This window comes from Amycolatopsis sp. La24, assembly GCF_029087445.1.
GTDB classification, from domain to species: domain Bacteria; phylum Actinomycetota; class Actinomycetes; order Mycobacteriales; family Pseudonocardiaceae; genus Amycolatopsis; species Amycolatopsis nivea.
In genome coordinates this window covers 13,407-30,589 of sequence record NZ_JARACH010000009.1, presented here as the reverse complement: position 1 = coordinate 30,589, position 17,183 = coordinate 13,407, and the positions used below count along the sequence as shown (strand labels likewise).

17 protein-coding genes are annotated in these 17,183 nt (G+C 70.0%); 9 read left to right on the top strand and 8 right to left on the bottom strand.

The genetic code is table 11. The features are described from left to right. Positions 1-22 precede the first annotated feature (22 nt). The 3 genes from PUT80_RS12300 to PUT80_RS12290 form a co-directional block, all read right to left on the bottom strand. Positions 23-688 (bottom strand): GntR family transcriptional regulator, encoded by a 666-nt coding sequence (locus PUT80_RS12300; RefSeq protein WP_051728480.1) that lies wholly within the window; start codon positions 686-688, stop codon positions 23-25. 60 nt (positions 689-748) lie between these two features. Next, entirely contained in the window at positions 749-2,011 is a 1,263-nt protein-coding gene (locus PUT80_RS12295; RefSeq protein ID WP_275291986.1) for an alpha-hydroxy acid oxidase, read from the bottom strand. Between the two features lie 136 nt (positions 2,012-2,147). Then, positions 2,148-3,098: a LuxR C-terminal-related transcriptional regulator gene (locus PUT80_RS12290; RefSeq protein WP_158714377.1), complete on the bottom strand. Its 951-nt coding sequence runs from the start codon at positions 3,096-3,098 to the stop codon at positions 2,148-2,150. Positions 3,099-3,251: 153 nt separating this feature from the next. On the opposite strand from PUT80_RS12290, the gene PUT80_RS12285 reads away from it, so the two are divergent. Then, a complete protein-coding gene (locus PUT80_RS12285; RefSeq protein ID WP_275291985.1) occupies positions 3,252-4,697 on the top strand; it encodes an amidase family protein in 1,446 nt (481 codons plus the stop codon). Here the strand turns inward: PUT80_RS12285 and PUT80_RS12280 are convergent. Both PUT80_RS12280 and PUT80_RS12275 read right to left on the bottom strand, forming a co-directional pair. After that, on the bottom strand, positions 4,675-5,523 hold the full coding sequence (locus PUT80_RS12280) for an alpha/beta hydrolase-fold protein (RefSeq protein ID WP_275291984.1): 849 nt from the start codon (positions 5,521-5,523) through the stop codon (positions 4,675-4,677). The two genes, PUT80_RS12285 and PUT80_RS12280, sit on opposite strands and share 23 nt — an antisense overlap. Continuing rightward, positions 5,520-6,737, bottom strand: a complete 1,218-nt coding sequence (locus PUT80_RS12275; RefSeq protein WP_275291983.1) for an amidohydrolase family protein — start codon at positions 6,735-6,737, stop codon at positions 5,520-5,522. Before PUT80_RS12275 ends, PUT80_RS12280 begins: the two co-directional genes overlap by 4 nt. Before the next feature lie 52 nt (positions 6,738-6,789). On the opposite strand from PUT80_RS12275, the gene PUT80_RS12270 reads away from it, so the two are divergent. Continuing rightward, the gene (locus tag PUT80_RS12270) at positions 6,790-7,356 is read left to right on the top strand and encodes a TetR/AcrR family transcriptional regulator (protein ID WP_275291982.1); all 567 of its coding nucleotides are present in this window, start codon (positions 6,790-6,792) and stop codon (positions 7,354-7,356) included. On the opposite strand, the gene PUT80_RS12265 is transcribed toward PUT80_RS12270, so the two are convergent. Then, the gene (locus tag PUT80_RS12265) at positions 7,357-8,112 is read right to left on the bottom strand and encodes an IclR family transcriptional regulator (protein ID WP_037805676.1); all 756 of its coding nucleotides are present in this window, start codon (positions 8,110-8,112) and stop codon (positions 7,357-7,359) included. 39 nt (positions 8,113-8,151) lie between these two features. Here PUT80_RS12265 and PUT80_RS12260 point away from each other — a divergent pair, with 39 nt between their 5' ends. Both PUT80_RS12260 and dmpG read left to right on the top strand, forming a co-directional pair. Further along, positions 8,152-9,054, top strand: coding sequence for an acetaldehyde dehydrogenase (acetylating) (locus PUT80_RS12260; protein ID WP_037805678.1), 903 nt, complete (start codon positions 8,152-8,154; stop codon positions 9,052-9,054). Continuing rightward, the gene (dmpG, locus tag PUT80_RS12255; RefSeq protein ID WP_134661637.1) at positions 9,051-10,076 is read left to right on the top strand and encodes a 4-hydroxy-2-oxovalerate aldolase; all 1,026 of its coding nucleotides are present in this window, start codon (positions 9,051-9,053) and stop codon (positions 10,074-10,076) included. The genes PUT80_RS12260 and dmpG overlap by 4 nt, the downstream gene beginning before the upstream one ends. Here dmpG and PUT80_RS12250 read toward each other — a convergent pair. After that, complete coding sequence (locus tag PUT80_RS12250) at positions 10,070-10,675, bottom strand: TetR family transcriptional regulator (protein ID WP_134727455.1); 606 nt, start codon at positions 10,673-10,675, stop codon at positions 10,070-10,072. The genes dmpG and PUT80_RS12250 overlap by 7 nt on opposite strands. Positions 10,676-10,767: 92 nt before the next feature. Between PUT80_RS12250 and PUT80_RS12245 the strand changes: the two genes are divergently transcribed. From PUT80_RS12245 to PUT80_RS12225, 5 genes are all read left to right on the top strand, one after another. Further along, entirely contained in the window at positions 10,768-11,694 is a 927-nt protein-coding gene (locus PUT80_RS12245; protein WP_275291981.1) for an oxygenase MpaB family protein, read from the top strand. Positions 11,695-11,761: 67 nt separating this feature from the next. Further along, positions 11,762-12,790, top strand: coding sequence for an LLM class F420-dependent oxidoreductase (locus PUT80_RS12240; protein ID WP_134661635.1), 1,029 nt, complete (start codon positions 11,762-11,764; stop codon positions 12,788-12,790). A 177-nt stretch (positions 12,791-12,967) separates the two neighbouring features. Then, positions 12,968-14,275, top strand: a complete 1,308-nt coding sequence (locus tag PUT80_RS12235) for an MFS transporter (protein WP_037805686.1) — start codon at positions 12,968-12,970, stop codon at positions 14,273-14,275. Further along, complete coding sequence (locus PUT80_RS12230; RefSeq protein ID WP_275291980.1) at positions 14,272-15,687, top strand: aminotransferase class V-fold PLP-dependent enzyme; 1,416 nt, start codon at positions 14,272-14,274, stop codon at positions 15,685-15,687. The genes PUT80_RS12235 and PUT80_RS12230 overlap by 4 nt, the downstream gene beginning before the upstream one ends. Before the next feature lie 70 nt (positions 15,688-15,757). Beyond that, positions 15,758-16,327: a hypothetical protein gene (locus PUT80_RS12225; protein WP_275291979.1), complete on the top strand. Its 570-nt coding sequence runs from the start codon at positions 15,758-15,760 to the stop codon at positions 16,325-16,327. 62 nt (positions 16,328-16,389) lie between these two features. Here PUT80_RS12225 and PUT80_RS12220 read toward each other — a convergent pair whose 3' ends face one another. Then, entirely contained in the window at positions 16,390-17,124 is a 735-nt protein-coding gene (locus PUT80_RS12220) for a dienelactone hydrolase family protein (RefSeq protein WP_275291978.1), read from the bottom strand. Positions 17,125-17,183 lie beyond the last annotated feature (59 nt).

Below are 17,183 nucleotides of genomic sequence, written 5' to 3'. Positions count from 1 at the left end.
GCCGGAGCCCCGGCAGGAACGCTCACGGAAGCAGGTGGGGCACCTCGTTCCGGCGGCGCAGCGCGAGGTGCATCATCGCGCGGCCGCCGAGTTCGAGGTCGTCCTCCAGGGCCTTCAGAGCGGTCTGGCCGCCGATGCGGAGCTGGTCGACGAGGTGCCGGTGCGTCGTCGCCAGGTGGGCGGCGGAGGACTCGGCGCGGATCGTCGCGAGCATGCAGTTCAGTTCGTTCTCGCAGGCCCGGTGCGCGGCGAGCACGCGAGGATTCCCGCTGGCCTTCACGATTTCCGTGTGCACCGCGCTGTGTGCCTCGATCACGTGCCGCCACGGTGTTTCGGCGGTCATCGCTTCGAGTCGCCGCACCGCCTCGTCCACCGCGTCGAAGTTCGCGTTCTGCAGCAGAGCCAGCCGGAGCGCGCCGAGTTCCAGGATGGAGCGGTACGAGCACATCGCGTCGATGCGTTCGGTCGTCACCGCGGGAACGACGATCCCCTTGTTGCGCTGGTGCTCGAGGAGGCCCTCGGACACCAGCGTCTGCAGGCCGGACCGCACCGAATGCCGTCCGGCGCCGAAGCGGGCGCTCAGCGATTCCTCGGTGAGCCGCGTCCCGGGCTCGAGGAGGCCGTCCAGGAGGTCGTCGCGGAGGGCTTGCGCGATGCTTCCCGGCGTACTGCCCGCCTGTTCGCGCACTTCGCCACTCGTTTCAGCAGAACTTCCCACAGCGACTGCCGATCTTAGCCGAGCCCGCCGTCACAGCCGGGCGGGCAGCCGCAGAGAGGCGTGTTCCGCGGTGATCTCGTCGGTGCGCTTGACGCCGAGAAGCCGCAACGTCCGCACGTACTCGGCGCGGAGGATCTCGATCGCGCGCTCGACGCCTTGCTCGCCGGCCGCCATCAGGCCGTACAGGTAGGCCCGGCCGACCATCGCGGCCGACGCGCCCAGCGCCCGTGCGGCAACGAGGTCCGCGCCGGTCCGGACGCCGGTGTCGAGGATGACCTCGCAGTCGTCCCCGACGGCGTCCACGACGCGCGGCAGCAGTTCGAGCGGGGTCGGCGCGCGGTCGAGCTGGCGGCCGCCGTGGTTCGAGAGCACGAGGGCGTCGACGCCGGAAGCGGCCATCTCCTTGGCGTCCGCGACACTCTGAATCCCTTTGACGATCAGCTTTCCCGGCCACAGCCCGCGCAGCCACCGCAGGTCTTCGACGGTCAGTGACGGGTCGAACATCGTGCCGATCAGTTCCTCGACGGTGCCGTCGAAGCTGCTCAACGCGGCGAACTGCAACGGTTCGGTGGTCAGCAGGTTCATCCACCAGGACGGCCGGACCGCGATCCCGGCGAGGGTGCGGACGGTCAGCGTCGGCGGGATCGTCAGTCCATTCCGGACATCGCGCATCCGCGCCCCGCCGATCGGGGTGTCGACCGTGAGAACGAGCGCCTCGTACCCGGCCTGAGCTGCGCGTTCGACCAGTGCTTCGCTCGCGGCGCGGTCTTTCCAGAGATAGAGCTGGAACCATTGCCGCGCGGACGGTGCGCTGGCGCGGACGTCTTCGAGGTCGGTGGTGCCCATTGTCGAGAGCACGTACGGGATCCCGGCGCGGGCGGCCGCGCGGGCGACGGCGATCTCGCCCTCGTGGTGCATCATCCGGGTGAAACCGGTCGGTGCCAGCACAAGCGGCAGCGCGGACTGTCCACCGAGGACGGACGTCGACGGGTCCACCTCGGTGACGTCCTGCAGCACGCGCGGATGCAACTCGACGTTTTCGAAGGCCTGCCGCGCCCGGCCGAGGCTGATTTCCTGCTCCGCCGCGCCGTCGACGTAGTCGAAAACCGGCCGCGGTGTGCGGCGGCGGGCGATGGTGCGCAGGTCGTCGATGGTGTGCGCGGTGGCGAGGCGGCGCTCGCGGACGTCGAACCGGGGCTGCCGGAATTTGAGCAGCGGCCGGATCTCCGACGGCCGGGGCAGCCGCCGCTTGATCGCCCGCCGGGGCAGGTGCTCGGGTTCGAACGTGGTCATCCGCTGCCTCCTGGCCGCCGGGGGATCGGTACACAATCGCGAGCCGGTGAACTTCGTGCTCCATCGGCGTTTGCGCGATTCGTGGGCAGGAGGAGTGAAACACGGCCCCATCGGGAGCGCAAGGATTGTGACACAATCAGCGGTGCGCGGCCTCCAGCGCGCCGAACGTGTCGAGGTCGTGCTCGAGCGCGTGCCGAGCCAGCGCGGTCCGGTTCGGGCAGTCGAGCTTCACCAGCGAGGACTCGACGTGGCTGCGCACCGTCCGAACTGCGATCCCCAGTGCCGCCGAGATCCGCTCGTTCGACCATCCGCGCGCGACCAGCCCGACGACATCCAGCTCCCGCCCGGTCAACGGCCCGGGATCGGGCAGGCGGGAAATCCGCAGCAGCACTCCGTCCGGACGGCGCGCCCGGGCGAGCACCTGCCACCAGACGCCGTCCGCGTCCCGATGGCGGAATCCGGTCCGCTCGCCCGTGGTGCACCGCGCGGCGAGCCGGGCCTCGTGTTCGCTCAGCGGCAGGCACTCCGTCGCAGCCGAGCGCACGTCGACCCTCGCCGGTGAGACGAGCAGGACGACGTCGGCCGCGGGATCGCCCGGTTCCGCACCGGGGTCGGCCAGCGCGGCGAAATCATGAGACAGCATCGTGAGCGCGAGGACGGATCCGTCGTCCAACGGCCGATCGTGAAGGGAACTCAGCGCAACAAAGCTGCGCTCCGGACCGGAACCGGGCGAGAGCGGCAGTGTCACGCCTTCGCGGAAACCGTAGGGCTGAATGCCTTCCCGGTACGTCCTGGTCTCGTGGACCTCCGGGATGTCGACGAAGCGCAGCGGCAGGCCCAGCCGGGCGGCGCGCAGGTGGATCGGGCATTTCCAGCGGTAGGTCGTGGTCAGGTAGCCGAGCATGTCCGCGGGATAGCCGAGGTTGACCGTCGTGGTGTGCTGTTTGCTGCCGCTCACCAACGCGACGCAGGCGAAACCGAGTTTGTCCCGCACCGCGCGGAGCGGGGTTTCGACGGGCAGTTCGCCGCGGCCCGCCGCGCGCACGTCCTGGGCGAGCCGGGCCCACCACTGCACATCCGCGGTCATTTCCGCACCTCCGCTGCCGGACGGAGCATGAACGGCCGCCGCCGCGGATGTCAACGGGACGCACATCCGCGGCGGCGACGGAACGGCTTTTCGGCCGATGCCGCCGCCCGCGCCCGCTCATAGCCTTCCGTTCCCCGGCTGAAGGAGACATCGATGAACCTTGACGAATACGCCGCCCTCGACGCGACCGCGCTGGCCTCCGTCATCGCCTCCGGGGAGGTCACCGCCGAGGAGGTCGCGGCGCTGGCGGTCGAAGCGATCGGCAAGGTGAACCCGGAGCTGAACGCGGTCGCCGACGGCCCGTTCGAGCGTCCGCTTGACTACTCGCGCGACGGCCGGTTCGCCGGGGTTCCGTTCGCGATCAAGGATCTCGTGCTGCACGCTGCCGGAGTGCCGACCCGGATGGGCACGCGGATGCTCGGCCAAGGCATTGTGCCGCCGGCGGACACCCACCTGATGGAACGCTTCCGCGCGGCGGGTCTGGCGACGCTGGCGGTCACGACCACGCCGGAGCTGGGGTTCAACGGCAATTCCGAAGCGTTGGCCTACGGTTCGACGCGCAATCCGTGGAACACCGAGCACAGCGCCGGCGGATCCAGTGGCGGTTCGGCGGCGCTCGTCGCGGCCGGGGCGCTCCCGATCGCGCACGCCAACGACGGCGGCGGCTCGATCCGCGTACCGGCGGCCTGCAACGGCCTCGTCGGACTGAAGCCCAGCCGCGGCCGGGTGCCGACCGGCCCGGACTACGCCGATCCGTTGTACGGCATGGGTGTGGAACTTGCGGTGTCGCGGACGGTCCGGGACACCGCGGCCTTGCTGGACGAGGTCGCGGTGAGCTATCCGGGCGACCCGTACGTCCTCGCCCCGCCCGCGCGCCCGTGGCTCGACGAGGTCGGCACCGATCCCGGACGGCTGCGCATCGGCCTGCACACCGAATCCTGGGCTGGCAGCTACGTCGACCCGGAGGTGGCGCGCGCGGTCGAAGCCGTGGCCGAGGTACTCGAAGCGGCGGGCCACCACGTCGAACGCGCGACGCCGGTCTTCGACTGGGAAGCGTTCCTGCACACGAATCACGTGCTGTGGTCCGGATTCCTGGCCGGTTCGGTCGCCGGGATCGAAGAGCTGACCGGGGTCGCGGCGAGTCCCGAGAATCTCGAACGCACCACGTGGGCGTGCGTCGAGTACGGCCGTTCGATCAGCGCGATGGAACTGACCGAGGCGTTGGGCGCGATGAACGTCGTTTCCCGGGAGGCAGGCCGGTTCTTCAGCGGATACGACCTGCTGCTGACTCCGACGATCAACACCCCGGCGCCGCTGCTGGGCCGTCTGGACGCGAACGCGGATCTCACCGCGGCCGAGTGGACGAAGCAGCTTTTCGACGTTTGCTCGTTCACGCCGTTGTTCAACCTGATCGGTGCTCCGGCGATCAGCCTCCCGCTGGGCGAGTCCTCGCGGGGGTTGCCGATCGGAGTGCAGCTGGGCGGGCCGGTGTGTTCGGAATCGTTGCTGCTGCGGGTCGCCGCCTTCCTGGAGGAAGCGATGCCGTGGGCAGCCCGGCGACCCGCAGTCCACGCCGCTACTGGGACCGGCACGTCCTGAGGTAGCTGAGGAACGACGCCTGCAACCCGGTCACGTGCGTTTCGCGCAAGACCTCGCTGGTGACGGCGGGCGACGTGACGCGGTGCAGGAACGTGGCCGCGTGTTTCGCGAGATTCTGGTAGACGGCCAGGTCTCCGAAAAGCTCCCGGTCGTTGACGGTCACGTGCAGCTTGGCAGCCGGCCGCCGGTCGCCAAGCTCGCGGAGTTGAGCGAAAACCTGGCTGTCTTCACCGATAACGCCGGGGCTGCCCGCTCCGACGCTCTCGAAGAGCGGGCAGCCGCTGAGCCAGGCGTAGAGGCTGAAAAGCCCGCCGTAGGAGTAGCCGAAGAGGCCGTGACCGCGCTCGGCGGCACCGTAGTCGCGTTCGATGCGCGGGTGGAGTTCCTCGGCGAGGAAGGCCAGGAACGCGTCGGCGCGGGTGTCGCGCAGTTCGGCGAGGTAGGCGTCGGCCTCCTCGCGGGTCATCCGGCCCGTGCTGACGCCCATCTCCACGGCATCCACGAATTCCGGGGCGACGGGTTCGCCGGGCGGCACGAGGTCGCGGTTGCGCAGCCGCGCCCAATGTTGCGCGTCCTCGCCCGCGTAGCCGACGCTGACCTGCAGGTACGGCTGGATCTGCTGCATGGGATCCGCCTGCGTGACGATCAGCGGGGCGGTCTGGCCCACGGCCCAGTTGCCGTCGAGCACGTAGACGGCCGGTGCCCGCGTCGTGGCGGGGTCGTAGCCCGGCGGCGTGGTGACCCAGACGCCGTAGTCGTACCCGCTGCTGGAACGCATTTCGAAGTATTCGGTGTCGGCGAAGCAGCCGTGCCACAGGGTGCTCATCGGAGGTCCTTCACTACGCGTCCGGCCTGGACGACGACGATCGCGTTGGCCGGGTCGGAGAAAAGCTGCGGATTCTCGAGCGGGTTTCCGTTCCAGAGCACGAAATCCGCCTGAAAGCCGGGAGCGATGACTCCCACTTCGCCGGCAAGGCCGAGGATCTCGGCGTTGGTTTTCGTGGCTGCCACGAGCGCATCCATCGGCGTCTCCAGACCGGCTCGCAAGGCGAGTTCTTCGCCTCGGTGGTGCTGGGCCGGTCCGATGAGGTCAGACCCCAGCCCGATCCGCAGCCCGGCCTTCTTGGCGACGGCGAGCGCCTCGGCCATCCGCTCGCGAACACCCAGCACTCGCTCGCGGATCGACTCGTTGAGGCCAGTGCTCGCAGTGTCTCGAAGCAGTTGTTCAACGACGGCGAACGTGGGCACCAGGGCAACGTCGTGCGCGGCCATCAAGGCGGCTGTCGGCTCGTCGATGTCGGTGCCGTGCTCGACGCAGCGCACCCCGGCCTCGACGGCGTTCCGGATGCCTTCGTTGTTGTGCGCGTGAACCGTCACGTAGGTGCCGCGCGCGGCGGCTTCTTGAACCGCGACAGCGATTTCTTCGCCGGTGAACTGGGTGTCGGTCAGCTGGTCATGCGAGCTGACCACCCCGCCGGTCACGCAGAGCTTCAAGAAAGAGGCTCCGCGACGGAAGGCCTCGCGCACGTTGCTGCGCAGCTCGTTCGCGTTGCCCGACTGCATGGACAGGGCGCACAGGCCCGGGATGTGATGGTCGCTCCACCGTTCGGTCGGCTCCCATTCGGCTCCGTAGTAGCCGTGGCCGCCGGTCTGGCATTGAACCGGTCCGCACGACAGCACGCGCGGCCCCCGGACCTTGCCCTTGGCGATCGTGGTGACGACGCCGCCGTCGATGCCGCCGGTGTCCCGGACCGTCGTGAACCCGGCGTCGAGCGCCGCGCCGGCCGTGGCGAAGATGTCCGCCGCGAGCTCGGCGGCACTGAGCCGAAACGCGAACTGCGGCTCGATCGGGCTCGACAGCCCCAGGTGGACGTGCGCGTCGATCAGGCCGGGCGTCATCGTCAGCCCGTCGGCAGCGAAGCGCTCGCCGGACGCGTCGGACTCCGCGATCAACCCGTCTTCGACCGTGACCGTGACGTCGGCGGGATCTCGCCCCGACCCGTCGACGACCGTCGCGCCGACAACCTGAAACCGTCCCACGAGCTGTCCCTCCGCCGTTGCACCGTTCTTTTCCAATGGATAAACTGCGGAGGTGACCTTGTCAAGCACGGAACCCCAGGGCGACGCCCGCGAGCGTCTTCTGGCGCGGCTTCTCGACGCCTTCGACGGGACCCTTCCCTCGCCGGACGTGTCGCTGCGCGAGGTCGCCGCCCGGGCCGACACCAGTCATGCCCTGCTGCGCTACCACTTCGGATCGCTGCCGGGGGTCCTGGCGGCAATGCTCAAGGCGCAGCGAACCCGCGACAACGAGGCACTGTTCGAGACGGCTCGCGACAGCACCTTCGACGAGTTCGTCGTGGCGATCTGGCGGACCTATACCCGCCCGGAGCAGCTGTCTCGGGTTCGCGGGTTCTTTCATGTCGCAGGGCTGGCGGCGTACCGGCCGGAGGACTTCCGCGAGCTGGTGGATTCGCTGGACGACCTGACGAAGATGCTGGCTTCGCTTGCGGAACGGGAGGGGCGGAGTGCCAGGGAGGCGCTGACGATGGCGACTGTCGCCGTCGCGGCGATTCGTGGTTTGTTGTTGCAGGAGGTGCTGACTCCGGAAGGGCATTCGGAGGATGCGGTCGCGTTGATCCTGCGGATGAGCAAGGGCTGATCAGGTCTCGGAAACCGTCCGCGACAACGCCAGTGCCACCGTCCGCACCGCGGGTGCGACGCGTTCGGTGCGCATCCGCGTTGCCCATCCGGAGATCGACACCGCCGCCACGGCGAGTCCGTTCGCGTCGACCAGCGGGCTCGCTGCGCAGACCACGCCGACGCCGGATTCCTCGCGCTCGAAGGCGATCCCGTCCTCGCGGATCCGCGCCAATTGGCGGCGCAGCAACCCGGGCGCGGTGATCGTCCGCGGGCTGACCCGGGGCAGCCCGGCGTCGATCACGCGCGTCACGACGTCGTCGGGGGAGCAGGACAGGATCGCCTTCCCGACCCCGGTCGCGTGCGCGGGAAACCGCCCGCCGGTGCGCGAGGGCAGATCCGGCGCGTCCGGGCCGCGCAGCACGTCCAGGTACACCACCTCGGTGCCTTCCAGGACCGCCAGATGCACCGTGTTCCGCGTGGCCTCCCGCAGATCCGCCAGATACGGCCGAGCCGCCTCCACCAGGCCGCGGCGGCGCACCGCGAGCTGGCCGATCTCGAAGAGCCGCAGTCCTAATCGGACCGAGGTGCCGTCGCGTTCCAGCAGGCCGGTGTCGGCCAGGTGCCCGGCGAGCCGGTGCACGGTCGTCTTCGCCAGGCCGGTCCGGCGCGCCAGCTCGGACACGCCGAGCGCGTCGTCGCCGGGGCGGAAGGCTTCCAGCACGGCGGCGACCCGCGCGGTCACGAGCCCGTCGCCGTTCCGTCCAGTGGTACGCATGGGTTGAGTGTGCCCCATCCCGGCGAGCACCGTGGCGGCATGGCGGAACGCAAGGTGACGGCCGCGATCGTCGGCCCGGGCAACATCGGTACGGACTTGCTGGCAAAACTCCAGCGCAGCGAGCACGTGGAAGTGCGCTACATGGTGGGCGTCGACCCGGCGTCGGACGGGCTCGCCCGCGCCGCGAAGCTCGGGCTCGAGACGTCCGCCGAGGGCGTCGACTGGCTGCTGGCGCGCGCGGAACTGCCGCAGCTGGTGTTCGAATCGACGTCGGCGAAGGCGCACAAGGCCAACGCGCCGCGGTACGCCGAGGCCGGCATCCGCGCGATCGACCTGACGCCCGCCGCGGTCGGCCCGCTGACCTGCCCGGCGGTGAACCCGCCCGACCAGCTGACCGACCGCAACGTCAACATGATCACCTGCGGCGGCCAGGCGACCATCCCGATCGTGCACGCGGTTTCGCGGGTGACGCCGGTGTCGTACGCGGAGATCGTCGCGTCGGTGTCGTCGCGGTCGGCCGGGCCGGGCACGCGCGCGAACATCGACGAGTTCACCGAGACCACCTCGCACGCGATCGAGAAGGTCGGCGGCGCGGACAAGGGCCGCGCGATCATCATCATCAACCCGATGGACCCGCCGATGATCATGCGCGACACGGTGTTCTGCGCGGTCGACCCGGACGCCGACTTCGACGCGATCAGCGAATCCGTGCACCGCATGGTGAAAGACGTCCAGCAGTACGTGCCGGGCTACACGCTCAAGGCCGACCCGCAGTTCGACCCGCCGCGGCCGGACTGGAGCGGCAAGGCCCGCGTGGGCGTCTTCCTCGAGGTCGCGGGCAACGGCGACTACCTGCCCAAGTACGCGGGCAACCTCGACATCATGACCGCCGCCGCCGCGCGCGTCGGCGACCTCTTCGCCGCTCAGGAGGTGGCCGCGTGAACAACACCGACGTCCGGCTGGTCGACACCACTCTGCGCGACGGCAGCCACGCCATGGCGCATCAGTTCACCGAAAAGCAGGTGCGCGACACCGTCCGCGCGCTCGACGACGCGGGCATCTCGCTGATCGAGGTGACCCACGGCGACGGCCTCGGCGGTTCGACCTTCAACTACGGCTTTTCCTTGGTGGACGAGCGAAAGCTGATCGCCGCGGCGGTCGACGAGGCGAAGCAGGCGAAGATCGCCGTGCTCCTCCTGCCCGGCCTCGGCACGGTCACCGACCTGCGCGCGGCGGCCGACCTCGGCGCGGGCGCGGTGCGGATCGCGACCCACTGCACCGAGGCCGACGTGTCCATCCAGCACTTCGGCGCGGCCCGCGATCTCGGCCTGGAAACCGTCGGCTTCCTGATGCTGTCGCACATGTCGTCCCCGGAGGACCTGGCGAAGCAGGCCCGGATCATGGCCGACGCGGGCTGCCAGTGCGTGTACGTCGTGGACTCCGCGGGCGCGCTGATCCTGGACGACGCGTCCGACCGGGTCGCCGCGCTGGTCGCGGAACTCGGCGACGATGCCCAGGTGGGCTACCACGGGCACCAGAACCTGAGCTTCGGCGTCGCCAACTCGGTGCTCGCGTACCGCGCGGGCGCCCGGCAGATCGACGGTTCGCTCGCCGCGCTCGGCGCGGGGGCGGGCAACTCGCCGACCGAGGTCCTGGCGGCCACGTTCGAGCGGCTCGGCATCAAAACCGGCGTGGACAAAGACGTGCTGATGGAAGCCGCGGAGAACGTGGTGAAGAAGTACCTGACCCGGCTGCCGGTGATGGACCGGTCGTCGATCATCCAGGGCTACGCCGGCGTGTACTCCAGCTTCCTGCTGCACGCCGAACGCGCCGCCGAGCGCTACGGCGTCCCGGCGCACGAAATCCTGTACAAGGTCGGCGAAGAACGCTATGTCGGCGGTCAGGAGGACATGATCATCGACATCGCGCTGCGGCTGCGCGACGAGCGGGCTGCCGCTCAGTGAGCCCCCGGGTCGAAAGCGTCCGCGCCGAGCACGAGCTGCACGCAGTGCTCGACGAGACGCTCGCGGCTCACCTTCAGCGTGCCGTCGAGGTAAGCGATGAACACGTTGCTGAGCGCGCCGACGAGACCGATCGCCACCAGCTGGCGGCCGGTTTCGTCGCCGCGCGACAGCTGTTCGCCGACGAGCGTGGTGAACGCCGGGAGCAGGTGCAGGCCGCGCTGGGTCAGCGCCGGATCGGTCAGCGGCGCGAGCAGAAGCACGCGGCCCTTGCGCGGGTCGTCCAGCACCAGCTCCACGAACGCGGTCACGGCGCGTTCGGCCCGGCGGCTCGGATCGGCTTCGCCGGACACCGCGTCGGCCAACGCTTTCCTCGCCTGGTCTCCGACGTCCTCGTACACCGCGGCGACCAGGCTTTCCCGGTCGGCGAAGCTTTCGTAGAAGTACCGCTCGGTCAGTTTCGCCGACCGGCACACCGCACGGACGCTCACCGCCGCGCTGCCCTGCGCGCCCAGCAGGTCGAGCCCGGCGGCCAGCAGCTGGGCCCGGCGCTGGGCCTTGCGGTCGTCCAGCGTCGTGCCCGCCCACGTGCGGCCCGGCATGCCCCGCTCCCGTCCCGAGTTGACCACAGATGTTGTCACATCCTAACCTGACAACAGCTGTAGTCACTTCGCCGACCCGCCGAGGAGCCGCGATGAGGGACGCACCGGAGCCGCTGGGACCGGACTCGCTGACCTGGAAGTACTTCGGAGACTGGCGCGGGCTGCTGATCGCGCTGTGGGCCGGGTCGATGCAGAACATGCACCCGGGCCTCGGCGCGGGCGTCGAGGAGCATTCGAGGTTCTTCGAGGAGCGCTGGCAGCGGCTGTTCCGGTCGCTGTACCCGATCGGCGGCGTGGTCTACGACGGTCCGCTCGCGCACCGCACGGCGCTGGAGGTGCGCGGTTACCACGACCGGATCAAGGGAGTGGACGCGAAGGGCCGCCGCTACCACGCGCTCGACCCGGACACGTATTACTGGGCGCATTCGACGTTCTTCGTCAGCACCGTCCTGATCGCCGACCATTTCATGGGCGGCATCGGCGAAGAGGAGAAGCGCACGCTGTTCGACGAGCACGTGCGCTGGTGGCGGATGTACGACATGACGATGCGGCCGGTGCCGGAATCGTGGGAGGACTTCCAGCGGTACTGGAAGCACATGTGCGCCGAGGTGCTGGAGGACAACAAGGCCACCCGCGACGTCCTCGACCTCCGCGGCATCGCGAAACCGCCGTTCCTGCCGTGGCTTCCGGATCCGCTGTGGAAACCGGTCGCGAAGGTCGTCGCGAAACAGTTCGTGTGGCTGACCGTCGGGCTGTACGACCCGGAGGTGCGCGATTTGCTCGGCTACCGCTGGACCGCGCGGGACGCCCGCCGGCACCGCCGCGTGGGCAAGCTGATCAACGCGGCGTTCTCGCTGCTTCCGCACGACCGCCGCTACCATCCGCGGGCACGGGCGGGCTGGCGGCGCGCCCGCGGCGAACTGGCCCCGGGGACGCCGCCGGTCGAAACCCCGCGCCGCAATCTTCCCCCGCTCGCCGAGCGCGGGAAACCGGAGCACTACTCGCCGGACGTGCCGTGAAGGGCTCCTTCCGGGACTCTGAGTCCCGGAAGGAGTCCTTCACGGGCTTCGAGATCAGGAGGGCTTGATGAAGCTGGGCTTTCACCTCGGGTACTGGGGGAGCGGGCCGATCCCGGGCGCGCAGGAGACCGTGCTCGAAGCCGAACGGCTCGGATTCGACTCGGTGTGGTCGGCCGAGGCGTACGGGTCGGACGCGTTCACCCCGCTGGCCTGGGTCGGCGCGGCGACCAGCCGGATCAAGCTCGGCACCAACATCGTGCAGATGTCCGCGCGCACCCCGACCGCGACCGCGATGAGCGCGCTGACCATGGACCACCTGTCCGGCGGCCGCTTCGTGCTCGGGCTGGGCGCGTCCGGGCCGCAGGTGGTGGAGGGCTGGTACGGGCAGCCGTATCCGAAGCCGCTGGCGCGCACGCGCGAGTACGTCGAGATCGTGCGCAAGGTGCTGGCCCGCGAGGAACCGGTGACCCTCGACGGGCAGTTCTTCCAGCTGCCGCTCAAGGGCGGGACCGGACTGGGCAAACCGCTCAAGCCGACCGTGCACCCGCTGCGCGCCGACCTGCCGATCTACCTCGCCGCCGAAGGCCCGAAGAACGTCGCGCTGGCCGCGGAGATCTGCGACGGCTGGCTGCCGCTGTTCTTCTCGCCCAAATCCGACGGCTTCTACCGGGCCGCGCTGGAGGAGGGCTTCGCCCGCCCGGGCGCGCGGCGGAGCGGCCTGGACGGGTTCGAGGTCGCCGCGTCGGTGCCGGTGATCGTGCACGACGACGTCGAGGAGGCGGCGAGCTTCATCAAGCCGGCGCTGGCGCTGTACATCGGCGGGATGGGCGCGAAGAGCGTGAACTTCCACCACGACGTGTTCGCCCGGCTCGGCTACGCGGACGTGGCGGACAAGGTGCAGGAGCTGTACCTGGCGGGGCGGAAGGAAGAAGCGGTCAAGGCGATCCCGACTTCGCTGGTCGAGGACACTTCGCTGATTGGTCCTGCGGAGAAGATCCGCGAAGAGCTGGCGGCGTGGGAGGCGACTGTGGTGACGACTCTGCTGCTGCGCGGGGACGCCGGGTCGCTGGCGAAGGCGGCGAAAGCGCTGTCCTGACGAGAGAAGGTCGTGAGCGGCGAGGCCGGTCAGAACCGGCACCGCCGCTCACGAGGCGGTAGTCGGCCCGGTACGGCCAGTGCATCACGACGGTGGCACGATTCCTCCCGACCACTACCCGGAACCGGCGAAGATCCATTAGGCATGCGTTCGTCGTTCCGCCTTGGAGGAGGACCTTTGGCGTCGCTGTCCCGCCGCACGAGATTCCGCTACTCGCTCGGCTCCTTCGTCACCGGCGGGTTCGGCACGGTGCCGGGGCTGCTCCTGCTCCCGTACCTGACCGACACCATGGCGGTGCCCGCCGCGGCGGCCGGGATCATCGTGTTCGTGCCCAAGGCGTGGGACGTGGTCTTCAACCCGGTCGCCGGGCGGCTGTCGGACGCCGACCTCGCGCGCACCGGCAGCAGGCGGCGCTTCCTGCTGCGCGGTGGGATCGGCGTCGCGATCCTGTTCTTCGCCTTGTTCGCGCATCCCGGCTTCGGCACGCCGGTGTGGGACGCGACGTACGTCGTCGTGATGTTCTTCCTGTGCGCCACCGCGTACGCGTTCTTCCAGGTGCCGTTCAACGCGCTCCCGGCCGAGCTGACCGATTCCGCCGAGGAACGCACGAAGCTCACCAGCGTCCGGATCGGCGTGCTGGCGGTCGCGGTGCTGGTGTCCGGCGGCGGCGCCCCGGCGATCACCGACCTGCTGCCCGGCGTGGCGGGCTACCGGGTGATGGGCCTGGTGATGGCGGTGATCATCCTGGCCGCCACGCTCGGCGTCTACTTCGGCCTGAAGGGCGCGCCGGTCGGCTCGCTGCGGCCCAACACGGTGCGGCTCAAGGAATTGGCGCGCACCATCGCGCAGTGGCGTTCGTTCCGGTGGCTGATGGGCGTCTACTTCATCCAGGCGCTCGGCATCGGCACCGTGCTGGCCGCGATCCCGTACTTCGCGCAGCACGTCCTCGGCGACCCGAGCTACCGCACCTACCTGTTCGTCGGCTTCGTCGGGCCCGCGCTCGTCACCATGCCGCTGTGGCCGCGGGTGGGCGCGCGCTGGGGCAAGCTCGCCGGCTTCCGGATCGCCACCACGTCGTTCTTCGTCGGCTTGGTGGCGATGTACTTCGCTGACCGGCTCCCGTTCGCCGCGACGCTGGTGTTCGTCGCGCTCGCCGGCGTCGGCTACGCGGGCATTTCGGTGTTCCCGCTGGCGATCTTGCCGGACCTGATCAGCGCCGAGGAAGAGCGAACCGGCGAGACCAGGGCGGGCGTGACGGCCGGCGTGTGGACCGCGTCCGAAACGCTCGGGCTCGCGCTCGGGCCGGGACTGTTCGGGCTCGTGCTGCAGGGCGGGAGCTACGTGTCGAGCACCGGCACGACCGCCGTCCCGCAGCCGCATTCGGCGATCACCGCCATCGTGATCGGCGCGTCGGTGCTGCCCGCGGTGCTGATCGCGCTCGGCATCCCGCTGCTGCGCCGTTCGGTCCTGGAGAAGCAGGCGTGAACGACGTACTGGCGCGGCTGCGCGAACTCCGCTCCGGCGACCTGCCGACGCACGGCGGGCGCACGCTCGCCTACGTGTACGACAGCGGACTGTCCGAAGTGGACGAAATCGCCGCCGCCGCGCACGCGCTGGCCAGCTCCGCCAACGGACTCGACCCGACCGCGTTCCCCAGCCTGCTGCGGATGGAGAACGACCTGGTCGCCCGCGCGGCCGGACTGCTCGGCGGGACGCTGGAAACGGTCGGCACGGTGACGTCCGGCGGCACCGAATCGTGTCTGCTGGCGGTCCTCGCCGCCCGCGACGCGCGGCCGGACCTCGCTTCGCGGTCGATCGTGCTCCCGGAAACCGCGCACGCCGCGTTCCACAAAGCCGCGCATCTGTTCGGCGTGCGGAAGATCGTGGTGCCGGTCGATCCGGAAACCTTCCGCGCGGACCCGGCGGCGATGACCGCGGCCATCGACGACTCCACCGTGCTCGTCGTCGCGAGCGCGCCGTCGTACGCGCACGGCGTCGTCGACCCGATCGAGGAGATCGCCGCCGCCGCTTCGGCACGCGGGGTGCGCATGCACGTGGACGCGTGCATCGGCGGCTGGGTACTGCCGTACTTCGCGAAGCTGGGCGCGGACTTGCCGCCGTTCGACTTCCGCGTTCCGGGCGTCACCAGCATTTCCGTGGACCTGCACAAATACGCCTACTGCGCCAAGGGTGTCTCCGTCTTGCTGCACGCCTCGGCGGAACTCCGGCGCACTCACTACTTCGCCAGCGCGGCCTGGCCCGGCTACACGATGCTCAACCCGACGCTGCAGAGCACCCGCTCCGGCGGTCCGCTCGCCGCCGCGTGGGCCGTCGTGCACCACCTCGGCGACGACGGTTACCTCCAACTGGCCTCGCGGACACGGGAAGCCGTCGGACGGATTCGTGCTGGCGTGGCTTCGATTCCGGGCCTGCGCGTGCTGGGCGAGCCGGTGTCGACGCTGGTCGCGTTCACCGGCTCGGACGGCTTCGACCTGTTCACCGTCGCCGACGAGATGAAGGCACGCGGCTGGTACGTCCAGCCGCAGTTCGCGCACGGGACTTCCCCGCTGAACCTGCACCTCACCGTCACCGCCGCGAACCACGGCAGCGAGCCGGAATTCCTCGCCGACATGGCGGCCTCGGTCGAGGCGGCGCGGACGGAAGGCTCGGTGCGGGTCGATCCGGACGTGGCCGCGTTCGTGGCCGCGTTGGACCCGGAAACGTTGACGTCTGAGCAGTTCGGTGGGCTGCTCGCTGCGGCGGGCCTGACGGGTGGTGGCGGGTTGCCGGAGCGGATGGCTCCGGTCAATGCGTTGCTGGCGGTTGCGCCGGAAGCATTGCGGGAGCGGCTGCTGGTGGAGTTCCTCGGCGCGCTGTACACGCCGTCCTCGGAGTAGCGCAACCGATCGGCCGGTCGCCCGTCCAGGGATCGTGGGGAGTTCCGAGGAAAATCGAAGACCGGGTTTGGTGCGGGCTGCAGTCGTTTTCGGGTGCTGCTGGCTGCCCTTGGCCGCGGTGAAGTACTTCGCCGTCGGTCTCGGCCGGGCTATTCCGTTGCCCGAGATCCTGTACCTCGCTCCGGCGTGGCTGCTCGCCGCGATCGGGACCGCGGTCAGCGCGCGGATGGCGACCAGGAGGCTGGGCCGACGCGGCGCGGCCGGGTGGGCGCTGGCCACCGCCGCGGTGATCGCGCTGATGGTCTGTGTCAACTGGGTGCACTTCCATGCCACGACCTGGTACGCGATGCACCGGTCGGAGTACGCCGCCGTGCTGCGCGATGCCGAACACCGCGTGCCGACCGAGCCGTTGCCCGAAGACGTCTTGTCGATCGACACCGGGAACGGCCCGCCGGTGTGGTACATCCGCGTCTGGAAAGGGTTTCTCGCGTGCTCGGCCGGATACGCGCACTTCGACGGTTCCCCGGCGAAGTACATGCCCGGCGTGGTGATCGACTCGCACGACTACCTCGACGACGGCCTGGGCTGCGCCCTCCATCCCACGGTCGAGGTCGGCGACGGCTGGTGGTGGGTCGAGTAGCGGCCGGACCCGGCGCCCGGTCGTGATCCAGACCGGTGCGCCGGGCCAGCGGTCGCGGAACCTCAGGCGCGGGGCAAGGCGCGTCCGAGGAGCGGCACCAGGTTTTCCCAGTGCTGCCGCAGCGCGGCGGGATCGAACGTGTCGGTGTCGGCCATGGTGAAGCCGTGGACCGTGCCGGGGTAGATCTCGGACGTGCAACTGACCCCTGCGGCATCGAGCGCGCGGTTGAGTTCGGCGAGAGTTTCCGTCGTCAGATCGGATTCCGCGTGGCCGAAGTGCGCTTCCGCGGTGATCCGGGAGAAGACCTCGGGCCCGGCAGCGCCGACCGGGGCGTGGAATCCGGCGACGGCGGCCACCTGATCCGGATGGGCCGCAGCGGTGCGGACCGCGAGAAGGCCGCCGATGCAATAGCCGGTGACCCCGACCCGCCCCGCGCTGACTTCGGGCTGGGCAGCGAGGAATTCGAGATAAGCGGCGGCGTCGCGAAGGACCAGTTCGGGGGTGTGCGCTTCGATCATGGGCAGCACACGAGCGAAAACCCCGGGACGCTCCTCCTCTCCGATGAACTCCGGAAGTTCGAGCACTGGCACCGGGCCGTGCCGGTAGAAGTAGTTGGGCACGAGCACGTAATAACCGTGTCCGGCCAGTTCTCGGGCCATCTCGTGGATTACGGGCCGGATCCCGAATCCGTCGGCGTACATCAGCACACCGGGGTGTGGCCCGCCGTCGGCGGGGAACGCGGCGAACGCGTCGGCCTGGCCGTCAGGGGTGGGGATCCGCAAAGTCTTGTCGGGCATGAATTCTCCTGTCGTCGGTTGAGGTGGCTGTCAACACGACGAAGCAGGCGGGGCCCGCG

Coding starts and splice junctions, on each gene's coding strand:
- PUT80_RS12295 (WP_275291986.1), bottom strand. CDS start 2,011: ATGACCACGTTCGAACCCGAGCACCTGCCCCGGCGGGCGATCAAGCGG.
- PUT80_RS12290 (WP_158714377.1), bottom strand. CDS start 3,098: ATGACCGCGGATGTGCAGTGGTGGGCCCGGCTCGCCCAGGACGTGCGC.
- PUT80_RS12285 (WP_275291985.1), top strand. CDS start 3,252: ATGAACCTTGACGAATACGCCGCCCTCGACGCGACCGCGCTGGCCTCC.
- PUT80_RS12280 (WP_275291984.1), bottom strand. CDS start 5,523: ATGAGCACCCTGTGGCACGGCTGCTTCGCCGACACCGAATACTTCGAA.
- PUT80_RS12265 (WP_037805676.1), bottom strand. CDS start 8,112: ATGCGTACCACTGGACGGAACGGCGACGGGCTCGTGACCGCGCGGGTC.
- PUT80_RS12260 (WP_037805678.1), top strand. CDS start 8,152: ATGGCGGAACGCAAGGTGACGGCCGCGATCGTCGGCCCGGGCAACATC.
- PUT80_RS12250 (WP_134727455.1), bottom strand. CDS start 10,675: ATGCCGGGCCGCACGTGGGCGGGCACGACGCTGGACGACCGCAAGGCC.
- PUT80_RS12245 (WP_275291981.1), top strand. CDS start 10,768: ATGAGGGACGCACCGGAGCCGCTGGGACCGGACTCGCTGACCTGGAAG.
- PUT80_RS12240 (WP_134661635.1), top strand. CDS start 11,762: ATGAAGCTGGGCTTTCACCTCGGGTACTGGGGGAGCGGGCCGATCCCG.
- PUT80_RS12220 (WP_275291978.1), bottom strand. CDS start 17,124: ATGCCCGACAAGACTTTGCGGATCCCCACCCCTGACGGCCAGGCCGAC.